This is a genomic window from Mesorhizobium sp. P2_B11 (assembly GCF_056404855.1).
Map to the genome: position 1 here is coordinate 982,527 of NZ_JBFUDF010000003.1, position 19,865 is coordinate 1,002,391.

Here is a 19,865-nt window from a genome sequence, read left to right on the forward strand (position 1 = left end):
AGGAGAACCCAGATGAAACTCAACGATCTGCGTGACAAGGACGGCGCGACGCACTCCAAGAAGCGTCTCGGCCGTGGCATCGGCTCCGGCTCGGGCAAGACCGGCGGTCGTGGCGTCAAGGGCCAGAAGGCGCGTTCCGGCGTCGCCATCAATGGCTTCGAGGGTGGCCAGATGCCGCTCTACCGGCGCCTGCCGAAGCGTGGCTTCAACAACATCTTCGCCAAGAGCTTTGTCGTCGTGTCGCTGGCCCGTATCCAGACGGCTCTCGATGCCAAGAAGCTCGACGCCAAGGCGATCGTGACGGCCGAGGCACTGGTTGCCGCCGGCGTCATCCGCCGCGTCAAGGACGGCGTGCGCATCCTCTCGGATGGCGAGCTCAAGGCAAAGCTTGCCTTCGACGTCGCCGGCGCCTCCAAGGCTGCGATCGAGAAGATCGAAAAGGCCGGCGGTTCGGTCAAGTTGCCGGAAGCGGCCGCTGCCGAGTAACGGCAATTTGAAGGGCGATCGGCAGGAACGGTATTCGTTTTTGCTCACGATCGCGCTTTGATCTGATCAATTGAGCGGCCGCGTCAACGCGGCCGCTTGCATGTTGGGAGCCCGGAGCTTATCTCGTGAGCTTCGGTGGAACGCGCCGCCTGAGCTGCGGTCATCGAGCGTGACATAGAAATCAAGAAGTAGCGCATGATGTTGTCCGAAAACCGCTTCACACTTTTCGGCATCATGCTCTAGCGGAGAATCAGGCATGGCTTCGGCTGCTGAACAACTAGCCTCGAATCTGAATTTTGCGGCCTTCGCCAAGGCGGAGGACCTGAAGAAGCGTATCTGGTTCACCATCGGCGCGCTGCTCGTCTATCGTCTCGGCACCTACATCCCGCTGCCCGGCATCAACCCGGACGCTTTCGCCCAGGCCTTCTCTTCGCAGAGCAAAGGCGTGCTCGGCATGTTCAACATGTTTGCCGGCGGCGCCGTGCAGCGCATGGCGATCTTCGCGCTCGGCATCATGCCTTACATCTCGGCTTCCATCATCATGCAGCTGATGACCTCGGTCATCCCGTCGCTGGAAGCGCTGAAGAAGGAAGGCGAGCAGGGCCGCAAGGTCATCAACCAGTACACGCGCTACGGCACGGTTCTGCTGGCGCTGGTGCAGGCCTATGGCATTTCGGTGGGCCTCGAAGGTGGCAACGGCATCGTCAACGATCCCGGCATGTTCTTCCGCATCTCGACCGTCGTTACCCTGGTCGGCGGCACCATGTTCCTGATGTGGCTTGGCGAGCAGATCACCGCGCGGGGCATCGGCAACGGCATTTCGCTGATCATCTTCTCCGGCATCGTCGCCGGCCTGCCACGCGCCATCTCCGGCACGCTGGAACTCGGCCGCACCGGTGCGTTGTCGACTGGCCTGATTCTCGCGATCATCGTGCTGGCGATCATCGTCATCGCGCTGATCGTCTTCTTCGAGCGCGCCCAGCGCCGCCTGCTGATCCAGTATCCGAAGCGCCAGGTCGGCAACCGCATGTTCCAGGGCGACACCTCGCACCTGCCGCTGAAGCTCAACACGTCGGGCGTCATTCCGCCGATCTTCGCATCGTCGCTGCTGCTGTTGCCGGCAACGGTCGCCGGCTTCTCGCAGACGACGAACCTGCCGGCATGGGCAAGCACGGTGCTCGCCTCGCTCGGCCACGGCCAGCCGCTCTACATGCTGTTTTATGCGGGCATGATCGTGTTCTTCGCCTTCTTCTACACGGCCATCGTGTTCAATCCCAAGGACACCGCCGACCAGCTCAAGAAGCATTCCGGCTTCATTCCCGGCTACCGTCCGGGTGAGCGTACCGCCGATTACATCGACTATGTCCTGACGCGCATCACCGTCGTCGGCGCCATCTATCTGGTGCTGGTGTGTCTGCTGCCCGAATTCCTGATTTCGGCGACTGGCGTACCATTCTACCTCGGTGGCACATCGCTTCTGATCGTGGTCAGTGTAACCCTCGATACGGTGGCGCAGATTCAGGGTCACCTGATCGCGCACCAGTATGAGGGCCTGATCAAGAAGTCGAAGTTGCGCGGGGGGAAGAAGGCCAGATGAGATTGATATTGCTTGGGCCGCCAGGAGCGGGCAAGGGGACGCAAGCACAAAGACTGGTAGAGAAATACGGCATACCCCAGCTGTCGACAGGCGACATGCTGCGGGCTGCCGTGCAGGCCGGCACCGAAGTCGGCAAGCGCGCCAAGGCGGTGATGGATGCCGGCGAGCTGGTGTCCGACGCCATCGTCAACGCCATCGTGGCCGAGCGCATCGATCAGCCCGATTGCGCCAATGGTTTCATCCTCGACGGCTATCCACGCACGCTGGTGCAAGCCGATGCGGTTGAATCGATGCTCGCCGAGCGCGGCATCGGCCTTGACGCCGTGATCGAGTTCGTCGTCGACGACAAGGCGCTGGTCGGCCGCATCGTCAAGCGCGCCGAAGACGCCAAGGCCGCCGGCCAGCCGGTGCGCAAGGACGACAATCCGGTGGTGTTCGAAGAGCGCCTGCGGGAATATTACAAGAAGACCGCGCCATTGATCGGCTACTACTACGCCAAACGCACGCTGAAGAGCGTCGACGGCATGGCCGGTATCGACACTGTGACGGCAGAGATCGAAGCTCTGCTCGCGGCAGTGACGCGGGAGACCGTTACGGCAAAGTAAAGATTGCGCTTGACTGAAACGGTTCGCTGGGTTATGGCGGCCCGTCTTCCTATCAGGCATGAGGCTTGCTTGTCCGCAAGGGCAAGGCAGCCGCATTGAAACTAGGGAAACTCCCGCAAGGGCCGGTCTCCACCGGACGCGGGGAATTTTGGATAGCGTCGGTTCGTCCGACCCACATGGAGAAGAGAAGAAATGGCTCGTATAGCCGGCGTCAACATTCCGACCAACAAGCGCGTCGTCATTGCGCTTCAGTACATTCACGGCATTGGCAAGAAGTTCGCCCAGGAGATCGTCGACAAGGTCGGCATCCCGGCCGAGCGCCGCGTCAACCAGCTGACCGACGCGGAAGTGCTGCAGATCCGCGAAACCATCGACCGCGACTACCAGGTCGAAGGCGATCTGCGCCGCGAAGTCTCGATGAACATCAAGCGTCTGATGGACCTCGGCTGCTACCGCGGCCTGCGTCACCGTCGTTCGCTGCCGGTTCGCGGCCAGCGCACGCACACCAATGCACGCACCCGCAAGGGCCCGGCCAAGTCGATCGCCGGCAAGAAGAAGTAAGTGAGCGAATAGCGAGCAGCCATTAGCGAGTAGGGGTCCCTATTCGCTAATCCCTGCTCACTACTCGTTTTCAAAGGTGGAGCCGCTGGCATTACGGCGGTGTAGAGATCAACTGAAAGGACTATCATGGCCAAGGAAGCCGCTCGTGTTCGCCGTCGCGAACGCAAGAACATCTCGTCGGGCGTTGCCCACGTCAATTCGACCTTCAACAACACGATGATCACCATCACCGACGCGCAGGGCAATTCTATTGCCTGGTCGTCGGCCGGTGCCCAGGGCTTCAAGGGTTCGCGCAAGTCGACCCCGTTCGCTGCCCAGATGGCCGCCGAAGACGTCGCCAAGAAGGCCCAGGAACACGGCATGCGCATGCTCGAAGTCGAGGTCTGCGGACCCGGCTCCGGTCGTGAATCGGCGCTTCGCGCCCTGCAGGCGGCCGGCTTCACCATCACCTCGATCCGTGATGTGACGCCGATCCCGCACAATGGCTGCCGCCCGCGCAAGAAGCGCCGCGTCTAAGACATTACCGAACGCCGCGCGAGCGCCTTGAAGGCGCTCCTCCACGGCACTCCAGGTCGCCCGCCACGATTGGATGGTGGCGGGTCAACGGAAGGAAAGCATCATGATCCAGAAAAATTGGCAGGAACTGATCAAGCCGAACAAGATCGAGTTCTCGTCGAAGAAGAAGACGCTGACCACGCTGGTCGCCGAGCCGCTCGAGCGTGGCTTCGGCCTGACGCTCGGCAACGCGCTGCGCCGCGTGCTTCTGTCTTCGCTGCGCGGTGCGGCTGTGACCGCCGTGCAGATTGACGGCGTTCTGCATGAATTCTCGTCCATCGCCGGTGTGCGTGAAGACGTGACCGACATCGTCTTGAACATCAAGGAAATCGCCATCCGCATGGAAGGCGATGGTCCCAAGCGCATGGTCGTTCGCAAGCAGGGCCCGGGTGCGGTTCTGGCTGGCGACATCCAGACGGTTGGCGACATCGAGATCCTCAATCCCGACCACGTCATCTGCACGCTGGACGAAGGCGCTGAAATCCGCATGGAATTCACCGTCGACACCGGCAAGGGCTACGTGCCGGCAGAGCGCAACCGCGCCGAAGACGCGCCGATCGGCCTGATCCCGGTCGACAGCCTGTATTCGCCGGTCAAGAAGGTCTCCTACAAGGTCGAAAACACCCGCGAGGGCCAGGTTCTCGACTATGACAAGCTGACCATGACGATCGAGACCGACGGTTCGATCTCGGGCGAAGACGCGGTGGCTTTCGCCGCCCGCATCCTGCAGGACCAGCTCGGCCTGTTCGTCAACTTCGACGAGCCGCAGAAGGAAGTCGCGACCGAAGCCGTCACCGAGCTCGCCTTCAACCCGGCGCTGCTCAAGAAGGTCGACGAACTCGAGCTTTCGGTGCGTTCGGCCAACTGCCTGAAGAACGACAACATCGTCTACATCGGCGATCTCATCCAGAAGACCGAAGCCGAGATGCTGCGCACCCCGAACTTCGGCCGCAAGTCGCTGAACGAGATCAAGGAAGTGCTCGCGGCGATGGGCCTGCACCTCGGCATGGAAGTGCCGGACTGGCCGCCGGAAAACATCGAAGACCTCGCAAAGCGTTACGAAGACCAATATTGAGCATGAATTCCAAGGATCGGCGGCGTGAGCCGCTCGATCCGACGGTCATGCGGAAAACCATCAGAGGCCATGGCCTCTTGAACAACTGAAGAAGGAAAAGAGCCATGCGCCACGGTTTCAAAGGCCGTCGCTTCGCCAGAAGCATTAGCCATCGCAAGTCGATGTTCGCCAACCTCGCCGTGTCGCTGCTCGAGCACGAGCAGATCGTCACCACCCTGCCGAAGGCGAAGGACCTGCGTCCGATCGTCGAGAAGCTGGTGACGCTCGGCAAGCGCGGCGACCTGCATGCGCGCCGCCAGGTCATTGCCCAGATCGGCAATGAAGGCGTCGTCAAGCGTCTGTTCGACACCATTGCGCCGCGCTACGCCGACCGCAATGGCGGCTACCTGCGCATCATGAAGGCGGGCTTCCGTCACGGCGACAATGCCGCCATGGCGGTCATCGAGTTCGTCGACCGCGACACCGAAGCCAAGGGCGCTGGCGACCGTGCTCGCCTTGAGGCCGAAGGCGCCAACGAGGAAACCGCTGCCGCATAAGGCTCGGTATTTTAGCATAGCGTTCAAAGGGGCCCGCGGGGCCCCTTTTTCGTTTGCTTCGTGTGATAGGCTATCGAACCAGATTCAGGTAGTCCACCTGAGTCACGTTGATTGAAAGTCCCTGCTGCCGACTAGGATCCAGGCAGCTGAGGGCAGGTGGTGCTGATTGCAACATCGTGCGGTTTTAACCTTTGACTGGCTCTCTGCTTGCATTTCACTCGACTTCAGCAATATTGGCGTCGGCATGGGGGGACGACTTTACGGACTGGACGCTCTGCGCGGGGTCGCTGCGATCGCCGTTGCCGTGCATCACTTTGCGCGCGTCAATCATCTTCCCCTGCCGCCGCTCAACCCCTCGACCGCGGTCGATCTGTTCTTCGTCTTGTCCGGTTTCGTCTTGACCAGAACCTATGAAGATCGGCTGCGAAAAGGGCTGACCACCGTCGGCTTCATCGGCCTGCGATACCGCCGGCTGTTTCTGCCGCTGGCGATCGGATCGACCATCGGCCTGGCGTCGATGAGCGCGCTCCACGGCATTTCCGCGCCGATCCTTGCAGCCTATGCGCTGATCCTGCTTTTTCTTCCCGTGGTCGGACGGCCGGCATTCCCGCTCAACGGCCCGGCCTGGTCGCTGTTCGTCGAGATCGTCTGCAATGTGCTGCATGGCGCGATCATCTCGAAAATATCAAGCCTGCAAGTGCTGGTCCTTGCTGTGGCTGCGGCACTGGTTTTCATCGCCAGCTTCGCGACAGGCCTATCCCTGTGGAGCCCGGCCTTTGCGTCGGTGCTTTGGCTGATCCCGCGCGAACTGACCTGCTACCTCGTCGGCGTATGGATGTTCCGCACCTATGGCGATGCCCCTCTCGGCCGATACCCGCTATTGGCCGTCACCGCCTTTGCGGTTTCACTGGCCCTTGCCTCGTTCAACCCGGCATTCGAAATGGGCGCCCTGGTCGGCTGCCCCTTCATGGTGCGCGCATCCCTTGGTCTGCCTCGCATGGGCTGGGCAATCTGGGCCGGTGCGATCTCCTATCCTCTCTACGCGACCCACGTCCCCGCGCTTCAGGCCGCACGCGCCATGGGCTTGCATCCATTGGTTGCCGCTTTGCTGGTGGCTGCCCTCGCCATCTTCACAACGGTGGCGTTCGAAACCCGGCGCGGCGGCATAAAGCCGGCTCACCAGATCAGCGCCTGATCGGCGACCCGCACGAAGATCGTGTTCGATCCGGCCCAGGAATGTGGCGTGAAGTTCTTACCATGCCACACCGGTCCTAACTTGCCGGTGGCCAGAAAATCACGGAATGAGGCGAGCTGTTTTTTCATGCGATCGACAACAGTACCGGTTGCAGACAGAGCTCTAGCCGATTACTGGGCTGAAAATAATTCGATTTCATCGCCTTAGCCTTTCATTCTGCACAATCGTCGGGACAATGACGCCCGATCTGGAGGATTCGGAATGCACTTCAAACGGCTGTTTCTTGTCGCCCTTTGCGCGCTGGCCGCCTTTGCCGCGGCGCCGGCCGTGAGGCAGGCGCTGGCCGAGGACGCTGCCAAGCCAGCCGATCCCGGCCTCTCTGATGTGCTGACCGATCTGTTGCATGGCGTCGAGGGCGAGAACGGCACCTCCGGCCCCGACAAGCGCGTGCCGTTCGGCCGTGAAGAGGTGCAGCTGTCGTTTGCGCCGCTGGTCAAGCAGACGGCGCCGGCGGTGGTCAATGTCTATGCCTCGCAGACCGCCAAGGTCACGTCGCCCTTCGACGGCGATCCTTTCTTCGAGGAGTTCTTCGGTCGCGCACAGCCGCGCGCGCAATCCTCGCTCGGCTCCGGCGTTCTGGTCGACCCAAGCGGCGTCGTCGTCACCAATTTCCACGTCATCAAGGATGCCGACGAGGTCAAGGTGGCAACCGCGGATGGGCGCGAATTCACCTCGAAGGTCATGCTCAAGGACGAGACGCTCGATCTTGCCGTGCTCAAGATCACCTCCGACAAGCCGTTCCCGGTGATCGCTATCGGCGATTCCGACGCGCTCGAGGTCGGCGATCTGGTGCTGGCCATCGGCAATCCGTTCGGTGTCGGTCAGACCACCACCAGCGGCATTGTTTCGGCACTTGCCCGCAGCCATATCGGCGTTTCGGATTCAGGCTATTTCATCCAGACCGACGCGGCCATCAATCCCGGAAATTCTGGCGGCGCGCTGATCAACATGGGCGGCCAACTGGTCGGCATCAACACGGCCATCTACAGCCGCAGCGGCGGCTCGATCGGCATCGGCTTCGCCATCCCCGCCAACATGGTGCGCGCCTTCGCCGATGCGGCCAAGGCCGGGCTCGATTTCTTCGAGCGGCCCTATATCGGCGCCGAGTTCGAAGCGGTCACACCGCAGATCGCCGAATCGCTCGGCATGGAGAAGCCTACCGGCGCGCTGGTGTCTTCGGTCGAGGACGCGGGACCGGCAGCCAAGGCTGGCTTGAAGCCCGGTGACGTGGTGCTGCAGCTCAACGGCACGACGGTCGAAGGCATCGAGGCGCTGGACTACCGCATGGCGACGCTGTCGATCGGCACCAAGGCCACCTTCGCCATTCTGAGCAAGGGCCAGCAGGCGACGATGGAGATTCCGCTGGAGCGTGCGCCGGAAGGCGCCAAGGCCTCGGAACTGACGCTGCATGGCCGCAGTCCGTTCTCCGGCGCAAAGGTGGCGGAACTGTCGCCGCGGCTCGCCCAGCGGCTTGGCCTGCGCACCGACCTCAAAGGCGTCACCGTGGTCGATATCAACCGCGATTCGCCAGCCGCCGATTTCGGCTTCCAGCCGGGTGACATCGTGCGCGAAGTGAACGGCACCACCGTCGATACGGCAGCCACACTGGCGCAGCTCTCGCAGCAGGATACACGCTGGTGGCGCTTTACTGTCGAGCGCGGCGGGCAGACACTGCGGCAGGTGTTGCGCTATTGAGGCGATATCTCCATTTCTGAGGATCGTGCTCCAACCAAAAGACTTGCATGGCCGATCTGTTCAGCGTCGATGAACCGGAAAGAGCGCCACCCGGCCGGCCGCTCGCCGACCGGCTGCGCCCGAAAAACCTCGGCGAGGTCGTCGGCCAGGAGCATCTGACCGGACCCGACGGCGCGCTGACGCGGCTGATCAGCTCCGGCTCGCTCGGCTCGATGATCTTTTGGGGGCCGCCGGGAACCGGCAAGACAACCGTTGCGCGGCTGCTGGCCGGCGAGACCAGCCTTGCTTTCGAGCAGATCTCGGCGGTGTTTTCCGGCGTCGCCGATTTGAAGAAAGTGTTCGAGGCCGCAAAATTGCGCCGCGCCAATGGCCGCCAGACGCTGCTGTTCGTCGACGAGATCCACCGCTTCAACCGCGCCCAGCAGGATTCGTTTCTACCGGTGATGGAGGACGGCACGGTCGTGCTGGTCGGCGCCACGACGGAGAATCCCTCCTTCGAGCTTAACGCCGCTCTGTTGTCGCGCGCGCGGGTCATGGTCTTTCATTCGCTCGGCGAGGAGAGCATCGCCAAGCTGATGGTGCGAGCGGAGGAGACGGAGGGCAGGGCACTGCCGCTCGACGACGAGGCGCGGGCCATGCTCATCCGTATGAGCGATGGCGATGGCCGGGCCTCGCTGACGCTGGCCGAAGAAGTCTGGCGAGCCGCCAAGCCCGGCGAGGTTTTCGATCCCGAAGGCCTGCAGCGCATCGTTCAGCGCCGGGCGCCGATCTACGACAAGAGCCAGGACGGCCATTACAATCTGATCTCGGCGCTGCACAAATCGGTGCGCGGCTCCGATCCAGACGCGGCCCTCTATTATCTCGCCCGCATGTTCGATGCCGGTGAGGATCCGCTCTATCTCGGCCGCCGGCTGGTGCGCATGGCGATGGAGGACATCGGGCTGGCCGACCCGCAGGCGCTGGTTATCGCCAACGCCGCCAAGGACGCCTATGACTATCTGGGCTCGCCCGAGGGCGAGCTCGCCTTTGCCGAGGCGACCGTCTATCTCGCCACCGCGCCCAAATCCAACGCCGTCTACACCGCCTTCAAGGCGGCCACGCGAGCGGCGAAGGAGTTCGGTTCGCTGCTGCCGCCCAAGCACATCCTCAACGCGCCGACCAAGCTGATGAAGGAAGAAGATTACGGCGCTGGCTACCGCTACGACCATGACCAGCCCGATGCCTTTTCCGGCCAGGACTATTTTCCGGAAAAGATGAGCCGGCAGACATTTTACGATCCGCCCGAACGCGGCTTCGAGCGCGATATCCGCAAACGACTGGACTATTGGGCGAAGCTGCGCAGCGAGCGGGAAAAGTAGGCTTTCGTCCACCGTGGTTTGGCCGCCCGGGGCGAAACCCAACTAAAGTGGAGTGCAAACCTCCAAATATTTTGCTCGGCAGCCACCGAGGCCCACCCGGGCGCCGTTCGATGGCATTGTGCGTGGGGACAAAAGACCCTATCAAGGCGCACGGCCTCGGGGGTGGTCGTCGCCAAGCTGCTTGGCGATTGTCGTTCRCAATAGGAATCGCGCCCGACGGCGCGAGAAAAAAATGAAAAAATCCCTTCGTAAATCGCTTCGCCAGGCTGTGATTGCAGTTCCGCTGCTCGCGCTCGGCTTCTATTTCATCCCAATCCTGACGACGATCTGGATCGTCTGCGGCCTGATCGATGTGCTGCGCAATGCCAACAAGGATCTGTCGCTGTTGCGCGGCTATTTCCTTGGCAACGGCCTCTTCACCTGGTTGCTGTCGCCCTTCAACCTGCTGGTCGATCTGATCAGCTACCGGAACCCGGGCGTGTGGAAGCTGGAGCAGTTTCCTGAGGACTATCAGCGCGAGGTCAATGAGGTTCTCGACGTCTTCAAGGCGCGCAAAGACGAGATCATGGCCGATATCGACGCCAATCTCGGCACCGCCAGGCGCGGCATGTATGTCTATCAGTGGTACGGCAAGCACAAGATCGACAACGTTGCCGAATTCAACAAGGATTTCAAATACATCAAGACCATCGCCGTGTCGGTCTTCAGGGGTAAGGAGTCGACCTCCTGGCATTTCGGACCACTGCGGCTCAGCCTGCGCATCCTCTACAATCTCTTGCCGGTGAAGGCCGAGGTTTTCGTCGAGTGCAACGGCGCCAGGAACTACTGGCACGACAATCCGCTCTACATTTTTGATGACACGCTGCTGCACCGCTCGGTCAACGAGTATGACGGGCACCGCTACTGCGTGTTCATGGACATCATCCGCCCGTCGCCATTCCCCGGCCTCATCGCCGGCCTTCTCGCAATCGTCTCGGTCAGCGTCGAGCGCATCAACGCCATGTTCTACAAGAACTGGAAGATGCTCGGTTCGAGCAAGGCAAAGAAGGTCGAAACGACCTGAGGGCGTCACGAGGGCAGTAAACAGGCATGTACAATCTGCTTCTCGTCGTGGTCGGCGGCGGCATCGGCGCCGGCATTCGCCATCTGACCAACATCGGCGCGCTGCGCCTCGTCGGCCCGAACTACCCCTGGGGCACGATGGCGATCAACATCGTCGGCTCCTTCGCCATGGGCCTGTTCATTGCCACGCTGATGCGGCGCGGCGGTTCCAACGAGCTTCGGCTGTTCGTCGCCACCGGCATCTTTGGCGGCTTCACCACCTTCTCGGCCTTTTCGCTCGACTTCGCCACGCTGTGGGAGCGGGGAGCGACGATCCCTGCGCTCGGATATGCGCTGGCTAGCGTCATTGGCGCCATTGTCGCGCTGTTTGCGGGACTTTGGCTGGCGAGGACGGTTTAGGCCCGCGCAAACGTCTTTGAATCTAAGCTTTCCGAAAATCGATTCCGATTTTCGAGCCGATAGTGCTATTGCCGCGCCAAAGAGCAGGCTGAGCCCTGTTCGGGAAACGGATAAACGAAAATCATGGCAGGCGTTGAACAGATCACGGTGGAGGCCGGCGAGGCGGGCATGCGGCTCGATCGCTGGTTCAAGACCCATTTCCCCGGCCTCGGCTTCGGCCACCTGCAGAAGCTCCTGCGCTCCGGCCAGATCCGCGTCGATGGCGGCCGGGTCAAGGCCGACAGCCGTGTCGAGCCGGGCCAGGTGGTGCGCGTGCCGCCGCTCGAGGTCGACAAGAAGGGCGAGAGTGCGCTTACCGGCCATTCGATCCGCAACCAGGGCGACGCCGATGTGCTGGCCAAGATGCTGATCCACGAGGACCCGAAGGTCTTCGTCTTCAACAAGCCGGCTGGCCTGGCCGTGCAGGGCGGCTCGGGTGTCACCCGCAATGTCGACGACATGCTGGAGGCCTGGCGCAGCCAGAAGGGCGAGAAGCCACGCCTTGTGCACCGGCTCGACCGCGACACGTCGGGCGTGCTGGTGGTTGCCCGCACCAGGCTTGCGGCGATGAAGCTCTCCGAGTCTTTTCGCGCACGCGAGACCAAGAAAACCTACTGGGCGCTCGTGAAGGGCGTGCCGCCCAAGCGCGAGGACAAGATCTCGACCTGGCTGATCAAGGAGCCGACCGAGGACGGCGACCGCGTGCGCGTGGCAGCCCACGGTGAAAAGGGCGCCGACCACGCCGTCTCCTACTACCGCATCATCGAGCAGGCGGCGCAGACGATGACCTGGCTGGAAATGGAGCCATACACCGGCCGCACCCACCAGCTTCGCGTCCATGCCGCCTATATTGGCTGCCCGATCATCGGCGACCCCAAATATTTCGAAGCCGATACCAACTGGGACTTCCCGGGCGGCATTCAGAATCGCCTGCATCTGCATGCCCGCCGCATCGTCATTCCGCATCCGGACAAGGGCGTCATCGACGTCACCGCGCCGATGCCGCCGCATATGCGCCAGAGCTGGAACTTGATCGGCTTCGACGACGCCAGCGCGGAGGACTGACATTGGCGGTTGCCTCGGCATTGGATCGCCGCGACGCGGTCGATCTGGCGGCAGCTTCGATCATGGTCGGGCTGACCTTTTCCTGGGGCCTCAACTATGTCGCCGCCAAGATCTCCTATGCCGGCTATGACCCCGTTTTTGTCTCGATCGCACGCTCGATCGTTGGTGGGCTTTGCGTCCTCGGCTGGTGCCGGCTGCGCGGCATAAAACTGTTCGAGGCCGATGGGTCGCTTGTCGCCGGCATCATTGTCGGCGTTCTGTTCGGCGTCGAGTTCCTGTGCCTCTATATCGGGCTGGAATACACGACCGTCGCCCGCAACACGCTGCTGGTCAACACCATGCCGTTCTGGGTTCTGATCGGCGGCCATTTCCTGCTTGGCGAGCGCATCAATGCGCGCAAGCTCGGCGGGCTCGTTCTTGCCTTCTGTGGCCTGGTGGCGGTGTTTTCCGACGGGATTGTCGGTGGCAACAAAGTGACTCTGATGGGTGATCTGCTCAGCCTCGGATCCGGCATTCTGTGGGCGGCCACCAGCATCGTCATCAAGCGCTCGAAACTGGTCGAGACCAGCGCCGAAAAACTGCTGCTCTACCAGCTGGCGGGCGCCGCCGTCGTCGGCTTCCTGGTGATGCCGTTCGCCGGTCCGCCGATCCGTGACGTCACTGCCTTGTCGACATGGGCGCTGCTGTTCCAGTCGATCTATGTCGTTGCCTTCACCTATGTGTTGTGGTTCTGGCTGCTTCGGCGCTATCCGGCATCGGGTCTGTCGAGCTTCGCCTTTCTGTCGCCGGTGTTCGGCGTCCTGTGCGGCGCTGTTATTCTGGGCGAGGCGCCGACGGTCAGGATCTTTGTGGCGCTGGGGTTGATTGCAGTCGGCCTTATCATCGTCAACCGGCCGGCGCGCAAGCAGGTTTTGGGCTAAGGAGTTCAACATGCGCGACATCCTCAACGACCTCGAAGCCGGCAAGCAGCAACTCTCCGATCCGGATCCGGTGCGCCGTGCGCAGATCCAGATGAAGACGCATCTGCCGAAGCGCTTCTACAAGGACGTTTCCGTCGTGCCAGTGGACGACGGCTTTGCCGTGCATCTCGACGGCAAGCCGGTGCGCACGCCGGGCAAGGCGTTGCTGGCGCTGCCGACCGAGAAGGCGGCACAGTTGGTCGCTGGCGAATTCGACGCGCAAGGCGAGACCATCGATCCCGTCACGATGCCGGTGCTGCGTCTGGTCAACACCGCCATCGATGGCGTCGCCAGCGACCCGCAGGCGGTGCTGGAGGACGTGCTGCGCTTTGCCTCGTCCGATCTCACCTGCTACCGCGCCGACGCGCCGCAAGGCCTGGTCGAGCGCCAGAACCAGCATTGGGACCCGGTCATCGATTGGGCACGCAGCGTGCTCGGCGCCCGCTTCAACCTTGCCGAGGGCATCATCCATGTCGAGCAGCCGCGCGAGAGCATCGCCGTGCTCGGCGCCCATCTTGCCCAGCGTGCCGAGCCGCTGCGGCTGGCGGCCATCCATGTCATGACATCGCTGACTGGGTCGGCGCTGTTGGCGCTTGCTGTCGACTACGGCGCGCTTGACGGCGAGGCGGCCTGGGCCGCCGGCCATGTCGATGAGGACTGGCAGATCGAGCATTGGGGCCAGGATGCCGAAGCGGTGTCGCGCCGCGCTGCCCGCAAACGCGACATGATGGCCGCCGTCAGCCTGCTGGAAGCGCTCAAGGCCTGATCTTGGTCTTCGCCGCACTGCACCTAATACCAAAGTCATAATCCCATCGTCGCTCTGCCGTCGCCGGGTCCTTTCTGTCATTTTTTGCGCCGATGGCTGAGCTGAGTCTGCGTTCAGAGGGAACGTGGACGATGACGCACAGCATCGAGGACAGACGGGATTTCACGGGAGGACATTTCTCATGGCATTGGCATCGACCGCCGGCGGAAGCAGCCGCGGCATGACGCGGGAGGAGAAGAAAGTCATCTTCGCTTCCTCGCTCGGCACGGTTTTCGAATGGTATGATTTCTATCTCTATGGCGCATTGGCGGCAGCGATCGGCACCACATTCTTCGCCACTTATCCGGAGGGGACGCGCAACATCTTCACGCTGCTGGTTTTCGCCGCCGGCTTCCTCGTGCGCCCGTTCGGCGCGCTGGTGTTCGGCCGCATCGGCGATCTCGTCGGCCGCAAATACACGTTCCTCGTCACCATCACGATCATGGGCCTGTCGACCTTCCTGGTCGGCCTGCTTCCCGGTTCGGCGAGCTGGGGCATTGCGGCGCCCATCATCCTGGTTGGGCTGCGCATGCTGCAGGGCCTGGCGCTCGGCGGCGAATATGGCGGTGCCGCGACCTATGTCGCCGAACATGCGCCCGACGATCGCCGTGGCTTCTATACGTCGTGGATCCAGACAACGGCCACGCTTGGCCTGTTCCTGTCGCTGATCATCATCCTGGCCGTGCAGAATTCGCTGAGCAAGGAGGATTTTGCGGCCTGGGGCTGGCGCATTCCATTCCTGCTCTCGGCCATCCTGCTCGCAATATCGGTCTGGATTCGCCTGACGCTTTCGGAATCGCCGGCCTTCATCCGTATGAAGGAAGAGGGCAAGGGCTCCAAGGCGCCTTTGTCGGAAGCCTTCGGCCAATGGAAGAATGCAAAAATTGCGCTGCTGGCGCTGTTCGGCCTCACCGCCGGCCAGGCCGTGGTCTGGTACAACGGCCAGTTCTACGCACTGTTCTTCCTCACCAATGTGCTCAAGGTGGACGCGCAGTCGGTCAACATCATGGTCGCGATCGCGCTGGCGGTCGGCGCGATCTTCTTCGTCGTGTTCGGCTGGCTGTCCGACAAGATCGGCCGCAAGCCGATCATCATGGCGGGCCTTGCGCTGGCGATCGTCACCACCTTCCCGCTGTTCAAGGCGCTGACCTGGGCGGCTAATCCTGCTCTGGCAACGGCACAACAGGCAACACGTGCGACGGTGACCGCGGCACCGGGGGACTGCAAGTTCCAGTTCAACCCCACGGGCACGATCAAGTACACGACGTCATGCGATATCGCGACCGCGTTTCTCACCAGGAACTCGGTGCCTTATGATGTCGTGACGACAGCAGCACCCGGAACGCCTGCTACGGTCAAGATCGGCAACGAGACGACTGAGTCCTATGACGCGGTCGCGGCAGGCGACCAGGTAAAGGCCAAAGAAGCGGCCTTCGGCAAGGCAATCAATATCGCCTTGCAGGATGGCGGTTATCCGCTGAAGCGTGCGGCATCGAAGATTGCCGACCAGAAGCTCGACGCCTTTGTCGCGGCCAATCCCGAACTGAAGCTCGACGCCGCGGCCATCCGCGCCGGCGAGAAAGCCGCGGTTCCGACCGATCAGGCGATCAAGGAAAATATCCTGACCAAGGATGAGGCAGCCGGCGCCACCGAGGTGACCGTCTACAGCATTCCGGCTTCGGGTGCGTTCTCGATGTTTGCCGACCCGGCTCAGGTCAACTGGGCAAAGGTCATCGGCATCCTGTTCATCCTGGTCCTCTATGTGACCATGGTCTACGGGCCGATTGCGGCGATCCTGGTCGAGATGTTCCCGACCCGCATCCGCTACACCGGCATGTCGCTGCCCTACCACATCGGCAATGGCTGGTTCGGCGGCTTCCTGCCGGCGATCGTGTTCGCGTTCAGCGCCTTCAAGGGCGATATCTACTACGGCCTTTGGTATCCGGTGGTGATCGCGGCGATGTCTCTGATCATCGGCATGATCTTCGTCAGGGATACGCTTGGCACCGACCTGCACGCCAAGGACTAGGCGGAGCACAATATGCAAAAGAAAAACCCGGCGCGAGCAATCGCGCCGGGTTTTTCCTTTTGTTCAGGCCTGCTTTCGGCTGTTGCCCCGCAAGCGCCTAGCTCTTGCGAGGCTGCTCGGCTTCCGCGATGGCGGCCTCATGGTACCAGGCCTCACCATAGTCCAGCGGGTGATCGCGTAGTGAGGCAAGCTCTGCCGCAAACTTGGCCTTGACGCCTAAATTTGAGGCATTCGCGCGCGCTGCCAGCGGGAACATCAGGATTTTTGCCGACGGACGGGCTGACGTGATTTCCATGGTCGGTCTCCTTTCTTCTGGAGAGGCTTGTCGATTCATCTTTCCATCAAAGTAGGGGCTGCGACTCGTTTAGGCAAGATGCCTAAAGAAAGATCAGCATTTGCCTGTTATTTAAGCAGATTTGGTCTTTGATTGATCCCGGCGCATTGCTTAGGCGGCTTGGCCGGATCGCCGGGATGAATGGGCACTTTTGACGCACCCCGCGCAGCGGAAATGGCACATGACTTGCATTTTATCGCCCGGCAGCCGGTCTGCCGGATGGCTCGGCATGCGTCGGCGTCATCCAGCTTCGGTGATCAAGCAACGAGAGGCTCTAGAATGACGAAATACAAGCTCGAGTACATCTGGCTCGATGGATACACCCCGGTCCCCAATCTGCGCGGCAAGACCCAGATCAAGGAGTTCGCCGAGTTCCCGACGCTCGAGCAGCTGCCGCTGTGGGGCTTCGACGGCTCCTCGACGCAGCAGGCCGAAGGCCACAGCTCCGACTGCGTGCTGAAGCCGGTCGCCGTGTTCCCGGATCCGGCCCGCACCAATGGCGTGCTGGTGATGTGCGAAGTGATGATGCCCGATGGCGTGACGCCGCATGTGTCCAACAAGCGCGCCACCATCCTCGACGACGAGGGCGCCTGGTTCGGCTTCGAGCAGGAGTATTTCTTCTACAAGGACGGCCGTCCGCTCGGCTTCCCCGAGAGCGGCTATCCGGCGCCGCAGGGCCCGTACTACACCGGCGTCGGCTATTCCAATGTCGGCCCGATCGCGCGCCAGATCGTCGAGGAGCATCTCGATCTCTGCCTCGCCGCCGGCATCAACCATGAAGGCATCAACGCCGAAGTGGCCAAGGGCCAGTGGGAATTCCAGATCTTCGGCAAGGGCTCGAAAAAAGCCGCCGACCAGATGTGGATGGCCCGCTATCTCCTGCAGCGGCTGACCGAAAAGTACGAGATCGACATCGAGTATCACTGCAAGCCGCTCGGCGACACCGACTGGAACGGCTCGGGCATGCACGCCAACTTCTCGACCGCCTATATGCGCGAAGTCGGCGGCAAGGCCTATTTCGAAGCGCTGATGGCTCAATTCGACAAGAACCTGATGGACCACATCGCCGTCTACGGCCCGGACAATGACAAGCGTCTGACCGGCAAGCACGAGACCGCGCCGTGGAACAAGTTCAGCTACGGCATCGCCGACCGCGGCGCCTCGATCCGCGTGCCGCATTCCTTCGTCAACAATGACTACAAGGGCTATCTGGAAGACCGCCGCCCGAACTCGCAGGGCGACCCCTACCAGATCGCTTCGCAGATACTGAAAACCATCTCGGAGGTTTCGACCGCCGGCCAGGTTTCGGCCGCTGCCTGATTTTGTGGCGGTTCGAAAAGGATCGCTCCAAGCGCATGACGAGAAAGAGCCCCGGCAGAAAATGCCGGGGCTCTTTTCGTATGGCAGTTTGTGTGCGTGCCCGTCAGCCGATGACGCCGCGCGCTTTGAGCGCCGCCACCACTTTGTCGTGCGGCAGAGCAGGGGTGCGATTGCCGTCGCGGCCGGTCATTTCGGTGTTGGCAATCAGCGCGTTGAGCACGGCCTCTTCGGTCGCCTGCACCACGGCCGTGTAGAAATCGTCCATCCGGCCCCAGGGAATGAAGTCCATATGGCTGTAGCTCTCACTAGTTGGAGCGCCCTTCGGGAAGCGGCCGTTGAGCGCATCCGGATTGGCGGTCGAGAGGGCGAGGAAGATATCGCCGGAAAAATGCGAGCCGGCGGTGCCGGTGCGCGCCAGCCCGAGCGGTACGCGGCGGGCCAAAGCCTTGCATTGGCCGGGCAACAGCGGAGCGTCGGTGGCGACGATACCGATACAGGAGCCGGCGCCGGTCGGCCCACCGCTGAAATAGGCTTCCATCGGATTGTCGTCGGCCAGTGCGGCGCCCAGCGGCGCGCCGGCGATGCTGAGTTCATGGCGCGAGCCGAAATTGGCCTGCAGGAAGACGCCGACTGTGTAGGAGCGGTGGCCGTAATCGACGATCCGCGACGCGCTGCCGGAGCCGCCCTTGAAGGCGTAGCAGTTCATGCCGGTGCCGCCGCCAACCGAGCCTTCCTCGATGGCGCCGCCGGCGGCGCTGTCGATTGCCGCGATGGCATGGTCGACGCCGACATGCGAGCCGTTAATGTCGTTGAGATAGCCGTCCCAGGTTTCCGCCACCACCGGCAGCAGCCATTGGTTGGCGACATCAGGCTTGTTGCGCGCCACCCAGTCGATGATGCCGCGATGGCAGGGACCGACGGCGTGGGTGTTGGTGATCAGGATCGGCATGTTGAGGCTGCCGGCTTCCTCCAGCCACGAAACGCCGGTCATCTCGCCATTGCCGTTGAAGGAATGATAGGCGGCAGCACATGCGGTTCCGACGCCGTTGTGGCCAAGCGGCAGGATCGCGGTGACGCCGGTGCGGACCGGTCCGTGCCCAAGGCTGAGCTTGCCTTCACCCTTGATGATGGTGGAATAACCGACCAGCACGCCACCGACATCGGTGATGGCGTTTGCAGGGCCTGGCGTGCCCGGCAGGGGGATGCCCAGGCTGCGGGCGCGTTGCTTGCCGGAAGGCGTGACGGTCGAGGCGATCCGCTGGTCCATGCTGAAGAGATGCTCCGTTGCTAGAGCAATTCCAGGAAAAGTGTAAAACGGTTTTCCGTCCGGAATTGCGTTAAAAACAAAGAGTTGGAGCCGGTCGTCGTTTCCGTGAAACGGTGAACGGCTCCAGGCCGGCTCAGCGAAGGCTGCAGCCGGTCGCGAGTTCGGCGTAACTGGTGAGGATTGCCGCCGCCGAAGCCTGGTCGACGGCCGGCACGACATTGACGAGGTGGAGGCCGAGGCCGTCTTCCAGCACGACCAAGCTGCGGGCGATGGTCTCGCTTGCACCCTTCAGCTTGAAGGCGCCGGTGGCGGCACCCGCTTCGAGGATGCCGATATAGATGGCCACCTGGCGCTCGAACAAGGTGATGTGGCGGGCGGCATAGCTGGCGTCCGAGCGCGAATAGGCGCCGAGCTCGAGCAGCAGCCGGCAGAGCTGGTCGTCCTGATCGGTCGGCAATCCGCTTTCGATCATTGTCTTCAGCCGCAGGCGCGGATCGGCAATCGCGGCGACCGACGCGGCGCGTTGGGTGCAGAAGCGCTCGACCGCCTTTTTCTGCACGTCGTCCAGCAGGTCCTTGAGGCCGGGATAGTAGTAGAGCAGGGCGCTTGAGCTCATCCCTGCTTCGTTGGCGACATCGCGCAAGGTGACGCCGGCGAGGCCGCGCCGGGCGATCATCGATTCCGCGGCCGCGACCAGCGTCAGGCGGCGATCGGTCTGTGTCTTGGGTCTGCCCATATTTGTTTCCTGAATTCAATTCAATTAAAACTGGCCTGTGGATTTTTGCAAGCCGGCATATCGCATATTTGTTGACGCATTGTGGCGACGTGGATAGGTTCCGCTGCGGATAATAATTTTTATCCAA

The 19,865-nt window shown here is 62.2% G+C and carries 21 protein-coding genes; 17 read left to right on the forward strand and 4 right to left on the reverse strand.

The annotated features are described in order from the left end of the window. The first annotated feature begins 12 nt into the window (after window positions 1-12). The 8 genes from rplO (at window position 13) to AC1DYJ_RS13490 (ending at window position 6,610) form a co-directional block, all read left to right on the forward strand. The gene (rplO, locus tag AC1DYJ_RS13455; protein ID WP_477426103.1) at window positions 13-486 is read left to right on the forward strand and encodes a 50S ribosomal protein L15; all 474 of its coding nucleotides are present in this window, start codon (window positions 13-15) and stop codon (window positions 484-486) included. A gap of 256 nt (window positions 487-742) precedes the next feature. Continuing rightward, window positions 743-2,083 (forward strand): preprotein translocase subunit SecY, encoded by a 1,341-nt coding sequence (gene secY / locus AC1DYJ_RS13460; protein WP_477281473.1) that lies wholly within the window; start codon window positions 743-745, stop codon window positions 2,081-2,083. Next, on the forward strand, window positions 2,080-2,688 hold the full coding sequence (locus tag AC1DYJ_RS13465) for an adenylate kinase (RefSeq protein WP_477281475.1): 609 nt from the start codon (window positions 2,080-2,082) through the stop codon (window positions 2,686-2,688). Before secY ends, AC1DYJ_RS13465 begins: the two co-directional genes overlap by 4 nt. A gap of 192 nt (window positions 2,689-2,880) precedes the next feature. After that, entirely contained in the window at window positions 2,881-3,249 is a 369-nt protein-coding gene (gene rpsM, locus AC1DYJ_RS13470; protein WP_006205445.1) for a 30S ribosomal protein S13, read from the forward strand. Window positions 3,250-3,375: 126 nt separating this feature from the next. Beyond that, window positions 3,376-3,765 (forward strand): 30S ribosomal protein S11, encoded by a 390-nt coding sequence (rpsK, locus tag AC1DYJ_RS13475; protein ID WP_006205444.1) that lies wholly within the window; start codon window positions 3,376-3,378, stop codon window positions 3,763-3,765. A 103-nt stretch (window positions 3,766-3,868) separates the two neighbouring features. Then, window positions 3,869-4,879, forward strand: coding sequence for a DNA-directed RNA polymerase subunit alpha (locus AC1DYJ_RS13480; RefSeq protein ID WP_477281477.1), 1,011 nt, complete (start codon window positions 3,869-3,871; stop codon window positions 4,877-4,879). Between the two features lie 104 nt (window positions 4,880-4,983). Continuing rightward, a complete protein-coding gene (gene rplQ, locus AC1DYJ_RS13485) occupies window positions 4,984-5,415 on the forward strand; it encodes a 50S ribosomal protein L17 (RefSeq protein ID WP_477281479.1) in 432 nt (143 codons plus the stop codon). A 244-nt stretch (window positions 5,416-5,659) separates the two neighbouring features. Continuing rightward, a complete protein-coding gene (locus AC1DYJ_RS13490) occupies window positions 5,660-6,610 on the forward strand; it encodes an acyltransferase family protein (RefSeq protein ID WP_477281481.1) in 951 nt (316 codons plus the stop codon). On the opposite strand, the gene AC1DYJ_RS13495 is transcribed toward AC1DYJ_RS13490, so the two are convergent. Then, window positions 6,592-6,738, reverse strand: coding sequence for a hypothetical protein (locus AC1DYJ_RS13495; RefSeq protein ID WP_477281483.1), 147 nt, complete (start codon window positions 6,736-6,738; stop codon window positions 6,592-6,594). The genes AC1DYJ_RS13490 and AC1DYJ_RS13495 overlap by 19 nt on opposite strands. A 133-nt stretch (window positions 6,739-6,871) precedes the next feature. Here AC1DYJ_RS13495 and AC1DYJ_RS13500 point away from each other — a divergent pair, with 133 nt between their 5' ends. From AC1DYJ_RS13500 to AC1DYJ_RS13535, 8 genes are all read left to right on the forward strand, one after another. After that, the gene (locus AC1DYJ_RS13500; protein ID WP_477281485.1) at window positions 6,872-8,365 is read left to right on the forward strand and encodes a DegQ family serine endoprotease; all 1,494 of its coding nucleotides are present in this window, start codon (window positions 6,872-6,874) and stop codon (window positions 8,363-8,365) included. Window positions 8,366-8,412: 47 nt separating this feature from the next. Beyond that, the gene (locus tag AC1DYJ_RS13505) at window positions 8,413-9,723 is read left to right on the forward strand and encodes a replication-associated recombination protein A (protein WP_477281487.1); all 1,311 of its coding nucleotides are present in this window, start codon (window positions 8,413-8,415) and stop codon (window positions 9,721-9,723) included. Between the two features lie 232 nt (window positions 9,724-9,955). Then, complete coding sequence (locus AC1DYJ_RS13510; RefSeq protein WP_477281489.1) at window positions 9,956-10,786, forward strand: aspartyl/asparaginyl beta-hydroxylase domain-containing protein; 831 nt, start codon at window positions 9,956-9,958, stop codon at window positions 10,784-10,786. Window positions 10,787-10,812: 26 nt separating this feature from the next. Further along, window positions 10,813-11,184: a fluoride efflux transporter CrcB gene (gene crcB / locus AC1DYJ_RS13515; protein WP_477281491.1), complete on the forward strand. Its 372-nt coding sequence runs from the start codon at window positions 10,813-10,815 to the stop codon at window positions 11,182-11,184. A gap of 123 nt (window positions 11,185-11,307) precedes the next feature. Then, window positions 11,308-12,288 carry an RluA family pseudouridine synthase gene (locus tag AC1DYJ_RS13520; protein WP_142865539.1) on the forward strand — a complete coding sequence of 327 codons (981 nt, stop codon included), beginning with the start codon at window positions 11,308-11,310 and terminating at the stop codon, window positions 12,286-12,288. Window positions 12,289-12,350: 62 nt separating this feature from the next. After that, entirely contained in the window at window positions 12,351-13,208 is an 858-nt protein-coding gene (locus AC1DYJ_RS13525) for a DMT family transporter (protein WP_477281753.1), read from the forward strand. A 10-nt stretch (window positions 13,209-13,218) separates the two neighbouring features. Further along, the gene (locus tag AC1DYJ_RS13530; RefSeq protein WP_477281493.1) at window positions 13,219-14,013 is read left to right on the forward strand and encodes an ATP12 family chaperone protein; all 795 of its coding nucleotides are present in this window, start codon (window positions 13,219-13,221) and stop codon (window positions 14,011-14,013) included. 181 nt (window positions 14,014-14,194) lie between these two features. Continuing rightward, window positions 14,195-16,081, forward strand: coding sequence for an MFS transporter (locus tag AC1DYJ_RS13535; protein WP_477281494.1), 1,887 nt, complete (start codon window positions 14,195-14,197; stop codon window positions 16,079-16,081). A gap of 97 nt (window positions 16,082-16,178) precedes the next feature. On the opposite strand, the gene AC1DYJ_RS13540 is transcribed toward AC1DYJ_RS13535, so the two are convergent. Beyond that, window positions 16,179-16,376, reverse strand: coding sequence for a DUF2735 domain-containing protein (locus AC1DYJ_RS13540; protein WP_477281496.1), 198 nt, complete (start codon window positions 16,374-16,376; stop codon window positions 16,179-16,181). 318 nt (window positions 16,377-16,694) lie between these two features. Between AC1DYJ_RS13540 and AC1DYJ_RS13545 the strand changes: the two genes are divergently transcribed. Further along, window positions 16,695-17,735, forward strand: a complete 1,041-nt coding sequence (locus AC1DYJ_RS13545; RefSeq protein ID WP_477281498.1) for a glutamine synthetase beta-grasp domain-containing protein — start codon at window positions 16,695-16,697, stop codon at window positions 17,733-17,735. Window positions 17,736-17,838: 103 nt separating this feature from the next. Here AC1DYJ_RS13545 and AC1DYJ_RS13550 read toward each other — a convergent pair whose 3' ends face one another. Both AC1DYJ_RS13550 and AC1DYJ_RS13555 read right to left on the reverse strand, forming a co-directional pair. Beyond that, complete coding sequence (locus AC1DYJ_RS13550) at window positions 17,839-19,002, reverse strand: DmpA family aminopeptidase (protein WP_477281500.1); 1,164 nt, start codon at window positions 19,000-19,002, stop codon at window positions 17,839-17,841. 133 nt (window positions 19,003-19,135) lie between these two features. Further along, window positions 19,136-19,738 carry a TetR/AcrR family transcriptional regulator gene (locus AC1DYJ_RS13555; RefSeq protein WP_477281502.1) on the reverse strand — a complete coding sequence of 201 codons (603 nt, stop codon included), beginning with the start codon at window positions 19,736-19,738 and terminating at the stop codon, window positions 19,136-19,138. Window positions 19,739-19,865 lie beyond the last annotated feature (127 nt).